Annotated in this window: 5 protein-coding genes; all 5 read right to left on the bottom strand. The window is 42.8% G+C overall.

Annotated elements, in window-relative coordinates:
• Positions 1–62: 62 nt before the first annotated feature.
• The 5 genes from CLC93_RS02255 to CLC93_RS02235 are packed head-to-tail and all read right to left on the bottom strand — an operon-like array spanning position 63 to position 14,393.
• Positions 63–4,535 carry a hypothetical protein gene (locus CLC93_RS02255; protein ID WP_095504308.1) on the bottom strand — a complete coding sequence of 1,491 codons (4,473 nt, stop codon included), beginning with the start codon at positions 4,533–4,535 and terminating at the stop codon, positions 63–65.
• 9 nt (positions 4,536–4,544) lie between these two features.
• Positions 4,545–5,429, bottom strand: a complete 885-nt coding sequence (locus tag CLC93_RS02250) for a hypothetical protein (RefSeq protein WP_095504307.1) — start codon at positions 5,427–5,429, stop codon at positions 4,545–4,547.
• Between the two features lie 12 nt (positions 5,430–5,441).
• Complete coding sequence (locus CLC93_RS02245) at positions 5,442–10,994, bottom strand: type IV secretion system DNA-binding domain-containing protein (RefSeq protein WP_211286778.1); 5,553 nt, start codon at positions 10,992–10,994, stop codon at positions 5,442–5,444.
• Position 10,995: 1 nt separating this feature from the next.
• Complete coding sequence (locus CLC93_RS02240; RefSeq protein ID WP_095504306.1) at positions 10,996–12,591, bottom strand: hypothetical protein; 1,596 nt, start codon at positions 12,589–12,591, stop codon at positions 10,996–10,998.
• Positions 12,588–14,393, bottom strand: a complete 1,806-nt coding sequence (locus CLC93_RS02235; RefSeq protein ID WP_095504305.1) for a hypothetical protein — start codon at positions 14,391–14,393, stop codon at positions 12,588–12,590. The genes CLC93_RS02240 and CLC93_RS02235 overlap by 4 nt, the downstream gene beginning before the upstream one ends.
• Positions 14,394–14,596 lie beyond the last annotated feature (203 nt).

Raw genomic sequence — 14,596 nt, 5'->3', positions numbered from 1 at the left:
TCTGAGATAGCGAACTGTGTTAGTCAGGTAAGCTTAAATTAAAATCAAAAGCGTTACTACAACTAAGTGTTTTGAAAAGATCTTTCTAGAGTGTTTAGTATCTCTTTTCTCTTTTCGATTGGTAATTTATTAATCCTTTCTAGAATATCGTCTAGAGACACCTGATCTAGATAGCTTTGCAGAGTACTTTCCATAGCTTCGATCGTCTGCATTTCTTCAGCATTTAAGGGGAATGGAGGCGAAGCTAGTTTAGCCAAAATGCCTTTTGCTTCATGAGGGGTTAGTCTATCAATATCAATTGACTTGCTTGCAGACTCAACCCACTCCTTAACTTTTAGTCTCATTAAAGCATTTTTTAGATTCGTTGCCCTAGAGCTTACCTGTGTGAGACAGTCATCTATTTTGCTCTTATCCTCTTCTGAAATAAATACAGGAACGCTACTAAACTCCTCGATTAATTCCTCACACTTACTCAACGGAAGACTCGCTATCTTGTCGCTATCGATTATTCGGGTGTTGGTCCAAGAGTGCGACTGCTGAAAAGCAGATTCTATTCGCTGACTAGCTACAATTTCATATATATTTTCTAGCCATAAGGCTTCAATATCTTTTTCGTCAAGTAATTCTAAATAGGCTTTTGCTTGCTGAGCACTCTGGTTTAATAGTAGCTCTGCTAAACGCGTTGCGCTTACACCCTCTACTGGCCAAGAAGCGAAATCATTGATCATGTACTCTAGTTGAAATACGATCTCACTAATTTCTTGCTCGTCACGAGTATCCAAGAATACTTGTCGCAAGTGCTTGGCTTTGAGCAGTGCCTCTCTCACACCTTGTTCACTTGATGGAATTGTGTAGAGCTCACCAAGTGACTTCCTTCTTTCTGCATCCTCTTTTCTTAGCAGTTCTTGCCGGGCACTAATTGCTTTAACGTGTGCATCTATTTCAGCTTCTGTTAATGCGTCGGTTGCGGCTTTAATGGCCTCAATTAATTCGTCACCTTTCGAGACCTCGTCTCGAAGCTCTCGAACCGGAGTGCTGGTGCTAGGTTTTGGTTGGCGAGGGTAGTCTTCAGCTTCGTCTAAAGTCAGCTTGTGCTTTTGCAGTTTTTCGATTCTATGAATCGAGCTTGTCATTTGGCCCTTTAAAATCGCAGCCTGTTTCTCGTAGCCTAACGACTTCAGAGCCGATATGTAGGATTCGGTTTCGCGGCGGTACTTGCTTAAATTCGCATAGCTATGGCATGTTTGCGTAGGAATCCAGTCGGCCAGCTTATCTGAGAACAATGTAACTGCAAATCTCATAAGCTCGTTACATTCGTCTAAGTATTCAGAAGGCCAGACCTCACTATCTTCAAACTGTCTACTCAGTTTTAAAAGGCTCGATGCAATAGACAATGAGTGAGAAACACTTTGAGTGCGAGCTGCCTTTTCTAAGGAACGTTCATACTTGTCGATATTCGCTCGCTGAGTTGTCAATTCTGAACTGGCATTTAGGCTACGATCGGACAAATACCTATACATACCCTCAAGGTGTTCTGGAACCGGCTCAGATTTGTCCAATGAGTCTGCGTCTTTCTTAAAGCTTACTAGTTCGGTATATTTTTCGCTGGAGTCCCACCTTTCAAGAAGTCCGCTCCAGATAGTTTCGCTATTCTCTGAAAGAAACCTGATTTTTGTGCGGGCCAATACAGACTCTTGAAGTTCGTTAGATTTCCCTTTGAATACTGTATTTACCCAATCAGCGGAAGAAATTAGTTCGCCATCAAATTCGATACGTCTAGGAGGTAAATCTAGCGATATAAGTAATGAAATTAGTACACCCGCAGAAGCGGAAGTCATCCCATAGGGCGGATGTATTAGTTTTCTGTAGCTAGCTTTTAAAGTGGTTTGAGGCTCGTTTTTATGCTCCTCAACTAACTCTGTAAATACAGCTTTTGTTAAAGTCTCTCTAGGAGGCACGACTTTTCCGCTGCTAAGGAGGCTTCCCCAGGCCAAAGCTAACAAGTTATTAACTCGATTATGCAATGACTTGCGTTGCGCTTGCACCCAGCTTCCGTCTACTTGCCGGGTTATTAAGCCGCGCATAAGCTGAGCACAGTCCGCTTTTGCCGTATTGTTTTTGGTAGCAAATCCATCGAAAGGAAATGCTAGTGGACTAGTGTAGATGTGCCCAAATACTTCCGTTCCTACCTTCTTGAGTCGCTTCTCTTTTAGATCTTCTACTCCTGCCACCCAGTAGAGCCGTTCTTTTAGAGCTTGCTTGAGAGAAGCATCTAGACCATCGTTACATCGTCTAAGTTCATCCGGAATGAATCGTCGGTATCGCTCCTTGTCCGCCTCCGAAATTTGCTCTTCAAAAATATGTAACTTTACTAAGTGCTCCATTATCGTCGACTGCGCGTCGCTAATTCCAATTACCCAAATGGGGGCTTTAGCAACGCCATACTTAACCAGTTGTTTGGCAAAATACTCTCTGATTCGTTGTTCTAGTGTTTCTAAATCACAACCGGAATCAATGTAAAGGTAGATTGCTTTTCCCTTTGGATCCGTTGGAAGATGAGCCTCTGACCACTCTTTAAATGCTTGCTCAATGCTATTCTTCAGATTGTCTAAATGCGCGCTTGATGCTTCGAACACCCAATCAGGAGTAGAAATCTGATTCATTAGGGCAAATTCAGTTTCTATACTTGCTAACGCAGTTTCCCTAGTCGCTCGACGCATAAACAATCTTCGAGTTTCAGAAGAGTCGAAGCTGTGTTGGAGCTTTCTCAGCCACTGCTGAAACTGCCCTCTACTGGCACCCTCAGTTAGGAGCTCGTACTGCCCCAAATCTCTATTCCATTCTAAAGCTCCGAGCTCTGAAAGTACCTCTAAGCTACTATTTACTGCCGTTTCATCGAGGGCAGATGCCTCACAAATCATTGCGTTTGCGATAGACTCTTCCTGCTTGCCGATACGCATTTTTTCTAACGCTGCTACCGAAGCTAGAACAAGTTGCTGAGATTCGTCTAAATGTCCTTTAAATTTTTCGATTAGGCTTTGTAAGGTTTCCGCGACTGAACCACCAACTTGTCTTTCGGCCGCAACAAGTTCTGAAAGCATACTTCTGAGAACAAGGTCTGCAGTGCTTATTTGCTTTATTCGGCCGTTATTTTGAGCAGGTTGCTCAGCAATTCTCGCAATAGTTTCTTTGATAAAGGTTAGTGCGGATCTTGACTGGACAACATCCTTTTGCCTGGTAAGAAACCACACTGCTAAGGGATGGAGCGGCCAGCAACCCCGGCCGATGACCTCAATAAAGCTTGAAGAGTTCTCCCACATTGGAAATCTAGAGAAACTGGGTAAGCAAAGGGACAATCGAGTGTGGGACTGCTCGTATTGTCTGGCGGCATTTGTATTGAGCCAAGTATCCTCTAATGCTCGCTCATCTTTTAAGATCATATGAGCGAAAATAGTTTCTAGATTTGTCGAAAGATAGTATTTTTCGGCAGCGTCAAATCGAGTTATGTACCGCTGTAATTGACGGAGACCTGTTCCAGAAAAACGTTTGAGATAGGTCTTTAGCTCGTACTGAATAAAGCCAATAAAGCGTATTTTGTCACTATTATCTTGGATACCTTGGAATATTTGCTGTAACGCAGCATCCCCGGCTAAGTGAGGCTTATCGGCGGCATGTTCTAAGTATCGCCCAAACTCATCGAACAAAATTACAACATTTGAAAAAGGACCGTCATCGCCACAATATACACTACACAATGTATCTATTAATTCCTGGGCTGACTCTTGTCCTTCAATTGGAATCGACTGGCCATTTGCTTCAGAGTATATCAAGTCAACTGCTTCATAAGTCGCCTCGTCGTGTTCCTCTAATTTTTGGCAAATGTAGTCTTGGTCTCTATCGTTGAATACCTTGTCAAAGCTATCTTGGCGAATGGAGTAATTTCGTTCGACGAATTGGCTAGCGGTTTTGAAACGTGGAGATAGACTTCGAATGTGTTCGGCGTCAACTCCAAGGGCACGGAACTGATTGAAAATGGACTTGCTAAGCGCATTGCCTAAATGAAATCCAGCCATACCATCTAGTGGTAGTACTAAAACAGGTTTAGGTAGTTCACAAAGCTTTTCTTTTATTCTCTCGCCTATAGCCTCGTCTGCATTACTTATTTGAGTAATGATTTTTTTTGACGTATCGCTCTGTGGCGCGGATAGAATAGAGGCACAAGTTACAGCTAAATGAGATTTTCCCGAGCCATATCCGGCTACTACCAAAGAGTAGGGCACTGCGTCGTAACCTCGTTGGCTCTTTATCAGAGAGCTTAGTAAGTCATTAACGAAGCTAGAAGTGTCTTTAAGTTGGTAATTTCCATCGATACCTTCAGACTCAGCAGCGTTGGCACTATGATATTTTGGACCATGAAAAACAAAAGACTCAGCGGCTTTTTGGGCTTGTTCAGGCCTTTTCTCTAACCAACTTAGTTGAACTGCACCTTCAAAGAAAAGTTCGTTGTTAAAGCGGACAATGTTTTCAACTTTCATATCTTCTTCTTAGATTAGTTCACTGTAAATATTCTTCAATACCTTTGAAGTACTCGTCGTCCGAAGTACTAAAGTATCTCCAGTTTGCCGGTCTAGCTGCACTACGCCATGATCTGCTAACCAGTCAAGCCATCGGCTTGATTGCTCTTTGGTCCAATTTAATGTTGAGAATAAGTATGTAGTCTTAATTAATTCTTCAAGATGCAGTTGCTCCGTAGAATCAAAAAACTCATCCCACAGTAATATGAAATAGGCGGCAAGTGCTGGGTAAAGTTCCTCGTTATCAGGTGCAGCTGCTAGAGTATAATGAGATTGAGTAATGTCAGTGCTCTTTTCCAAAGCCTTCACCAAACCCAGGCAACTCTCCTCTTCATAGCTTCTTAAGATTAAATTGGCCATACTCACGCGATCTGACCCACTTCCAAGTCTCTCCGATAAGAATTCAGCGTATTCACCAGAGCTGAAACAATTACCTAGCCTTAATTTTCCTAGTGCAAATAGTGCGAACCATTGGTCGGCAATCCCTTGACTTGGTTCATTAGCCTTGGAAGACTTATACGGCCTGCATAACATTAAGTGCATCAACCATAAAGTGACACTCTCTGTTAAGTAAGGATCCTCTTCGAGCACAGTTTTACCCAACGGAGTTAACCTAAGTTCCCATTTGTCCAGATGCTTAGAAGAATAGACCAACCCCATCCCCGAAGCGTAGTGTATTGTTGGTTCAACTTTTCCCGAGCTCACTCCCGTTGGAATACCAGTCTTTTCGCTAATTTCATGTTTATCGCCAGAATTTTCGGAAAGAGCGTACTTCAGTAAGTTTGAGATTAGTCTTCTTTCAGGTTTAAAGTCTTTCGCGAAGCTAGTTGGTAGCTGTTTTCCCAGTTTTTGCATCTCCTACAGACCTCAGAAATTGCGTTGCTCAAGGCTGGTTATGGACACCAATACGGGCTCCTCTACCATGGTGCCATTCGATTTTTCGACAGGTCCCAAAGACCAACATTGCCCTTTTTCCAATTTGTTTAAACGCTGCATCCATTCAGACTTGCTTGTGCCTGGTGTTGATTGCGATAGTATCTGCGCAAATCGATCCACTTCGGTCGATGCGGGCTTAAAGAATAGCTTGTGTCCAGCCTGGAACAGTCGGTCCCTTTGTTCTTGGTTGAATTGGCTGGTAGTTTGAGTCGCTAATATTAATGACAAACCAAACTTTCGACCTTCCCTTAGCATTTTATCTATTGGAGAATCACTTGAATGGTCTAGGTTTTGAATCTCGTCTAGCACAATGGGGATGGGGCGATCTTTGTTTCCCGTATTTTGTGCGAAATCCCATAAATCCCACAGAGCAAATTCTGTAATGATTTTTTGGATATCACGATTTAGAGTCGCAAGTTGAAGAACATGAACCCAATGATTAGGTGTGGCTAGCATCTGCTCCCACGCCTGGTCTGACTGATCACTAAACGGCTTGGTATCTACGAAAGGTTGCAACTTGTTTGCCAAGGATTCTCCCTGTTTGCTAGCTTCTCTCAATGGTGCAAGCAGCTTTTCAAAATTGAAACCTGCATCTGAGTCTAAACCTTCCTGAAGAGTTCTTATCAAAGCAGCAGATTGTTGATCTCCTATGTTCGGGAAAACGCTTGTAAAAATACTCGTAATCCGACTTGCTACATCGAAGCTAGTCTCTTCGATTGGGGGTAAACTCGGATCTACAAATTGTTGCTGTTTTCTAAATGGATTGAGCGGAAGCTTGTCGGTCCGAACGAAATGGTCCTTTGGGTTGCTTACCATCTTAAATTCCGATTCAACCTGGTTGGGCAAAAATCCGTTGGTGTAGTCAACTATGAATGAACGAACTTGTGCAATGGCAAGTTCTGCTAGTAGACATTGGATTCCATAGGTTTTGCCAGAACCAGAAGAACCAAAAATTAGCAAATGCCTATTCGCTAGCTTGGGGTGACCAAAATACCAATAAACCGAGTCTCCATTTCGCCGTTGCCCGATGAGAATCTTATTCGGGACGTTGAATTCGAGTTGCTGAGAAGGAGCTTCCTTGACATCCTCAGTATGAGACGTTTCTTTGAGGTGCGTTTGTTCATCGCTCTCAGACGCTCTGGAAACACTTACCTCGGGTACAGAAGTGTCTTTATTAAGGTCCTGTACGGTTGCCTCTGTGCCATGAGAGATCGCAGATTCGGTTGGCGTAGTCGCTTGAGCATGGGGGGCTCCTTGTTCGTTGCTTCTACATTGTATGTTCTCGGATTGTTCCGAGATATTGTTAGCTCCAGGCTCTGGCGTCGACTGGGACAGCTCTCCACTAACAATTGACTCTTCTTCATCACCTTCTGATTCGACGATGCCTCCTACCTGATTACTCAGGTCATCTTTATGGCTGGTTGAAGCTATGTCAGAGTCATTAGTATGAGTTTGAATAGTTGTTGTTTCCCCTTCACAGAAGGTTGGCAATCTCTGCTGTTCTGGGCGTAATCCGATTTTCCCATCGTTACCAGAAATGGAGAGTGAAACATTTTGATCGGAGAGCAGAGCTTTCAGCGGAGTGTAGCCCATAGCGACATGCTGGATAGTAAAATTATCGTCGACTGTAAATGGGTGTCTTACTACATCAGGAGACAGTAGTATTTGTGATACGTCTACTGAATTGCCTTCTCTGTTAGTCCAAAACGTGAAAATTGTACTTCTCCAATGGATTTCGAATTTTCCCTCCGCGATATTTTCGAAAGCATAATCAAGTTCACGCCACTCTCTATCTGGAAGATTAACTTCCGAGCGGGAACTTAGAGCTCTGTGTAACTGTGCCCACCAGTATCGCCGGTCGAAATCGGTACTATTCAAATCTCTTCGATGCGGAGCAAGGAGCTTGGTTAAGTGACTCATGCCCGCTTCAATTTGAGTTATCGCTTTGGATAGATGCTCGGGATTTTCAAGTGCTAGTTTACACTCAATAAGATGCGCGTGAATTAGGGGCATCTCGTTTTCACGAAGCTCTAGGGTTAGTTGCAGGAGATCCGGTCGGTTGTTTGATTCAGCATCTGAAAACCAATGCATCATGTCGTCTAATGGGATGAGTTGAGTCATTTGTCCCTTAGGAATTCGCAAAGCCTTTCTAATTGCAGAAAAGCCAATCACTTCTCGAATTCTCTCGTCTTCCCCAACTACTGCGCGAATTGAGGAAAGTCCGACAATTTGCTCTGCTTCATCTACCACTCTGACAGATACGAATTCGAGATCGTCCGAGCTATCTACTCGAATCAGACCTTTGAGCTTTTGAGAAACCGCATTAGCAAGCTGCTTTAAAGTGTCTTTCTGTGTCGAGATGGTTAGATTGAGTTCTCCATAGCCACCCAACCCTGAAGCGAAACCAACCATCTTTCTTTGATTGCCGTCTTTATCTGCGAGTAGAGCTTTGTCAACGTATGGATCGATACATGCAACCCAGTAACCTTTGTCGTGTAGAGCGTCTAGAGTTTTTTTCCATGGCTTTATGTCCACCTTTCCAAAAACCACATAGTCACTCCCCTCATGGCCGCTAAAGCAAAGTCTAGCTGACATGTCAGAGTGTCTGGTTTGAACTCTTAATCGCCGGTTGCTTATTAAGTTTTGACGAACACTTTTGTCACCAATACTTGTCGGGCGAGGATACTCAGCTATGGGGAAAAATGAGCAGTTATCAAACTGAAATTCGAAAGGTTTAGCCGGATCGGCACGTCCCACTAGCCCCTCTTTGAGAAAGTGGAAGAGAAACGCCAGATCATACTCGTTTTCTTCAAGTTTTAACTGTTCTGCAAGGCGCTGTTGAGTTGTGTATTGGTGCCCGAGTGTAACTTGAAGCCCTCTATCTAGGTCGCCAAAGTTCTCGAGTAACTGTTCTCGCCAAACACTTAATCTGTTTTCCATAGCCATCGGCGAAGCGGCAGATGTATAAACCATCACTGAGAGATGAAAAGGAGGGAGTTTTGAAGCGGCGCTATACTCTTTTAGGTAGTTGGATAAGAAATAGTTAATACCGGATAAAATGGTTTGAAGGTCTTTGACATTTACAGCAAGAATCCGGATACCGTCGTTAGCATGCGGATGTAACTTAAGATAGTCTTCTATGACACGAGAAACAATTTTAGTTTCTTGACAAGGGCGTATGCTTTCGGCAACTGCCACTTCGTCGTCATCTTCGGTTTCGCGAAGCATAGTTTGCACCGCCAGGCTCATTTCCGATTTTGGCTCTGGCCCAAGATAATGTAGCAATCCATATGATTTCATATCAGCAGAAAGCTGATTCTCTTCGTTGACCAAAGCCGAAATTGGTCGGCGTACTTTTGACAAGTCTAACAATCGTTCGAAGAGTCTCTGATGTTCTCCATCTAACGATATTTCTGCAATTACCTCTGGAAAGCCATCAGCTAAAAATCGATGCTTAGCTTTCAATTGCTCTAGTACACTTGGTGAAAGGCCCCATGCTATAGCAGCATTCACGTACGAGTCAGCAGCATTGCAGCTCTGATCTATGATGAAGAATGCTTTGTATAGACGTCTCAATAATTCTGGCCCGCCAAGCTCCTCTTTAGACAACGCTAGTTCAGCAAGTGAAACATAGGAGCTTAATAACGCTCCCACTTCCCTATCCGCAGCGGAATAGTAGCCTTTTGACGTAGCTTTAGATAACCATTCAATGTAATTAGAAATGAAGCGTGTTATCGAAGCATTGAGTTCTTCTGAAATATTGTTTGTAGGTAAATCAACTAAAAGATTGTAAACCTGAATATCAGTTAGTGCTTGAGATATCAGTCGGTTAGCTTCTTCTTCGTCAGCTGCATAGTATAAAGCTGTCATTAATACTGAAGGAATCTTAAATGCTGGTAGCAATCTGTACGTATTCTTTTGGCTATGCCAGAGATTTAGCACTCGACGCGCGTATTCAACAAACACGCGTTCGGGTTGAGTCGGAGGAACTTGCCAAAAGTACTCCTGACTAATTGTCAGTTCAGGTTCGTGTGATGCTACCGTTACTCTAAACTTTACTCTAGGGCGGGAGCGGCTAGCTTTGTAACCTATCTCTTCGGGCTCGAAGATCAAACTTATAGGTAGTGTATTGTTCCAATCTTGTCTTTCTGCTGAAGCTTCTTCATCATCTACTGGAACTCGGCAATCCAGACTTTCAACTATGGTATCTAGGCCCCCTAAGCAACCAATTAAAGAAACATGAGCTAGCTCGTGAGCGTTGGCTCCAGTCTCCTCATCCGCAACAAAGTCATGCTCGAAACTAATGATTTCTATTTGCACCTTTGATAGTTGTTCTGCCATCAAGGAGCCGCAGCCTTTCTTGAAGCTTATCAATGCATCATATGTTCCTTGAAGAATCGACTCGAACGCTAACCCGCTGTACGACTTTATCGTTTTTCTTGCTGTTCGGGATTTAGTTTCTTTGGCTCCTAATGTGTTAAGCAGAGGGACAAAATCGACAGACAATAGAGTTACCTTGGCATCTGAATCTGCGTTAAAAATAAATCTATGTAGCGCATCTCGATAATCGGATACCGTAAACTCTCCTTTGGCATGCTCTAAAGATTGTGGTAACTCAAAGTTGTCACTCAAAAACCAGTTTTCTATTTTCGCCCAGTCCTTTTTTTTACCAGCATCAGATTTGTAGCGAGAGTGAGATATAAAGATCTCAGCATTTTTTAGTGCTCTACGCCCGTTTTTTCCGACGAGGATTGTTGGGTCGCTATCGATCAAGAAAGGGGGAAGGCCCCAATAGGGCAACTCTCTGAAAAAGGTTTCAGCAACATCGTTGAACGAGTAAAACTCGTTACCTTTGGTTAAGGATGTCTCTATAAATTGAGCGAGTTTGGCAAGCTGTAAAGGTCTTAACTCAAACAGTTGAACTAATACTTCATTAAAATTAGATATTTGCTGTTCGCTGGCATTAATATCTAGCTGAGTGAAAAGGTCGCTCAACCACGGAGTAAACTTTCTTTCCATATCTAGCCATAGTCGCCGTTCGTCGACTTGGTGGAAGTCAGATAGTCCTCCTTGATCTGTTGCATGATTCAATCCCACTAGTACGACTATCAAGCAATCGGTTTTTTCGTCTGCTAAAGTTCTATTTCTGTACCAAGTTAGTTTGTCTTCCTCATCAATCCAGTTTCTTTTCCCTGAAGGGCCTAGGCCACCAAAACTACCCATTTTGTTGTCGAGCGTTTGTGCTGATTCTGATTCACACCAATCATTCCAGAGTCCTGAGGCTACCTTGAAATAGTATTTAACCGATTGATGCTTCTGCTGCTCTAGCATCGCAGCCTCTAATGATGCGAATAATTGAAATACCTCATTCGGGCCCATACTTTGAATAATGAAGCGCGCTTCTTTGGACTCTCTATTTTGCTCTAGAGTTGAGGCCCACTCCATTTTCAAGTATTCATCGAGAGATTTGACAAATAGGTTCACTTTAGACTTCCTTACTACCCGGATTCTGGACGATAGAGACGGCATCGGATAACTCCACTAAAAATCCGCCTTGTTTAAGTGCTTCCTCTATCCATTGGGATTCTGAGGATAGAGCGTAGTTTTTATCTCCAGACTCTGATGAAATCCATTCAAGGGCCGATGACAACTGTTGCCCTGCTAAGGCTATTCCAAAGTGAGCAAATACTCGGTTGTAAAACTCAGTAAGTCGTACACGCTCTCCAGGAGAGAGAGTTGCCGCAACCAATACTTTGAGGAGATGTGGAGGCATCACAAATCTTTGACCCTGACCCGTTTTGGGGATGACAAGTCCGATTTCCTTACCTATTTTTCGAAAGATCTTAAAACCGTGGTCATCCGCCTGTCTTAAAGATCTTGAATCAGAGGTTTGTCCTAACTCTGCATGTACATTTCTGAGGACACGGTAGAGCTTTTCCTCAATCTTTTCTAACGAAGACTGAGACAACTTTCTTGTGGCAGAATATCGAGATGATTCGGGATTCGAAGCAACCCATACATAATTTCCGGCGAAACCTTTGGTCGAAGAATATTCATTATCGACTCGTTGAGATTGGAACGATAAGCTTCTTAACACTTGAAGGCAGCACAATTGCTGCATCACGTCGAGCTTGTCTAATTCACTCAAAGATGAAGAGCAAATATTCTGTAATTCGACGGCGAACAAAAAAGCCTCTGGTACAGTAGATTTAGGCACCCAGCCTAATGTGGCACGCTTTTCCGTTGAAAAAGGTGTCGTATCGCCTAAGTTGTGCTCTATGAAAGAAGTTAGGCTTTCCATTCCTTGCATTGATTTGTTTAGTAGCTCAGTTAGGTTTTCTTCTAATGAGCATTTAAGTGCAGTTACGTCGAATTTGCTGAGATGTTTGTACTCAGATCGCTGGAGAAGATCATTTATTGTCTTATGAACCTGTGCATCGCCAGAAAACATATTGGCGAGCTGCAGAAACAAAGACTCTCCTCCTCGCGCCATAAAAAGATGTCCGTCATGAGAGAAGTATTGCTTAGAGTCCTCCCAGTCTCTTAAATCTTGTTTGCGAGCCTTAGTATGTTGCCAGGCAAGTTCTCTAGAAATTAATGAAGTTGAAGCTGGTAAAAAACTGTGGGTTACCCATGTGCGATTCTTAGCCACTCCAGTAAAACCTGCCAATAAACTCTGAACGACCCTCACTCCATCATCTTTTTCAGTCGCAGAACCTTCGATATTGTCCTTTATAGACTCAACCGCTTCTATATATTTTTCTTGATGAACCGCATGTCTAGTTTCTAGCTTAGAGGAGGGGAAAAAAGAGAATAGTTTTAACCCTAAGCCGTCTTTAGGCCAATATTGAGCTTGTCCGTCGTCCTCTAAGGTGAACGAATTCTCGTTTATTCGACCATCCCCTTTTTTCGATATGAAAACTAATAGTAGCTCTGCTAAGTACTCTACAGGCGTTTGATCCTTGTAAAACCTTCTTCCATAAATCCTGATTGCAGAATTAGTCGTTTCTTCGCTTGAACCTCCAATCGACGTGTCCGAAGGAAACCTCTCATTGAGTATCGATTTTAAGTCTGGGTTCATTTTTCTACCTCTAACACGTGCTTATCCGCATCATAAATAAAATTGTGCAAAGTTATCTCACCACTTATACCGGATTTGATAACTGTCACTTCGTCATCGTTATTATCACCATTCTCTGCACGATAGGCTTTTAACAACTCACCATGAAACCAATCTATTTTTGACTGATGAATTGGAGTTAGAGCTGAACCAATTTTTCCTTTACTTCTTGATAGTATGTAGTCAAAAAGCGGCATAGGAATATCGAGATTCGCCTTATTTTTTTGGTAAGAAAGCACAGGAAGACTTAACTCAACATTATACGTGAGGTCGAAGTCTCGAAAATTTAGTGAACATATGACTAGTTGGGTGGGTTGAACGATATTTTTGTCTTTTCGACGCATCGTTAAGTAGAGTCTGTCGGCTGATTCATATTGATTTGCACTGAACCCTGTAAACAGCTCAAGCAATACCTTGAGACACAAATCTGTCAGTTTTCGCCTTTGTGACTTTCTTAGTCCAAGGTCACCATTAGTTTTCCACTTATCGTATAAACGTAGGCTGGGCGACTGAAGAAATTCGTCAATGAATAATTGATATTCGCCTTCTAATTCAGAATGGTGAGACGCCATAATGTAATTCAATCTTCTATGCGCTCCTCTCAATCGTATTCCTTGTTTTCCATTTAGCTTAGTCCGCCAATGAGAATCGATGTGTGAACAAGATTGTGGGACTACGGCCCACTTCATCCCCTCAGAGCGAGATAAAGAACTGTCGAAATGAACTCCTAAAGGGGCTCCAAAATAGCTTTTGGAAAGTAGAGAGACGGCTTGTAGGTTCTGAGCATCGTGACACTTTGACCCAGAGCTCATCCCAAAAAAACTTTCGCTAAAAAGAACAGATTGTTGAAACTCTGGCTCAGCTAATTTTTCTGAGGGGTATTGAAGTATTTCGCTACAACTCTTTCCTGCAGTCAAGCTAAACGCTAGATGTGCAACAATTTGTCGAAGGGTCAGTCTTTGTTCATATGAACAAACTCTAGTGTAAATCCACCTTACACGCTCCTCAACAGTCTCTAAAGAGTTCGCAATACCCTCTTTATTTTTCCAAATCGGGCATTCTGATTGTGAGGTGCAAGCATTACAGTCACTCCATGACTCGTGGTTTACAAGCTTAGCCAAAAGGCTTGAGCCCAGTCTGACGTTATCCAGGCGAGTTAAATTTAAAATTACTAGTTCTTTGCTAAAACCAGCTATTCGGTGAGTGGCGTTTGAAACATCTTCCAGCGGGGAATCTAACACATCGAGGATAACACTCTCGATACCTTCACTGCCTTCGAGCTTTATTTGTTGAGTATCCGAATACTGCACCAAGCTGTTTAACAGAGGCCCGGTGTTACTGACAATGAGCCAACTACCTTGTTCTTGGAAAGCTTCCGTCAACCACTCTAGCCTCGTATCAGAACTGAGTTCACTCATATCTTTTACAATTGTGGCATTCGATTCAAGAATGTCTTCTCGCTCTTTGATTGGGTGGTTGAGCGGAGAGTTGAGGGGGTAGCCCTTTAATTGTTTGAACACGTCTGTCGCGACTGTGGATTTTCCATCGCCGGCATGCCCTGTGAGAATTACAACTTTGTCGTTGCCGCTAGATAGAAGTTCCGTAACGTGGTCGACTATCGGAAAAGGCACGTAGATTCCCGGAAAATACTCATTCATAGCTTGTGATTCAGCAAGAGCATTTGCAGTGTTGGCAGAAACGTTGTGTAAAGAATTTAGGTAGGCTACGTAGCCATTTGTGTAAAGCTGTGTCTTGGAAGTCATCTTCAATAGTCGGCCGCTAACGAAATAGTTACTATAGACTTAATGTTTAAACATGAAAAACACTTAATAATCATAGTGTTCTATAAGTTAAGGAATTATCTCAGCTTTTAGTGGATTACAACAGAAAAAAGCTTTCGATAGCTCTAGCTAAGAAATTCTAGCTTAACCATTGGATGTGGCTTTGTGATCTTGCGCAGGTTATC

Origin of the sequence: Paraferrimonas sedimenticola, from assembly GCF_002282855.1 — a bacterium.
Classification (GTDB): Bacteria; Pseudomonadota; Gammaproteobacteria; order Enterobacterales; family Shewanellaceae; genus Paraferrimonas; species Paraferrimonas sedimenticola.
Note: the sequence above shows the minus strand (reverse complement) of the source record. Positions and strands in the feature narration are given on the sequence as shown.

Bases quoted from the DNA above. Each gene is read 5' to 3' on its own strand.
- CLC93_RS02255 (WP_095504308.1), bottom strand. From the start codon at position 4,535: ATGAAAGTTGAAAACATTGTCCGCTTTAACAACGAACTTTTCTTTGAA.
- CLC93_RS02250 (WP_095504307.1), bottom strand. From the start codon at position 5,429: ATGCAAAAACTGGGAAAACAGCTACCAACTAGCTTCGCGAAAGACTTT.
- CLC93_RS02240 (WP_095504306.1), bottom strand. From the start codon at position 12,591: ATGAACCCAGACTTAAAATCGATACTCAATGAGAGGTTTCCTTCGGAC.
- CLC93_RS02235 (WP_095504305.1), bottom strand. From the start codon at position 14,393: ATGACTTCCAAGACACAGCTTTACACAAATGGCTACGTAGCCTACCTA.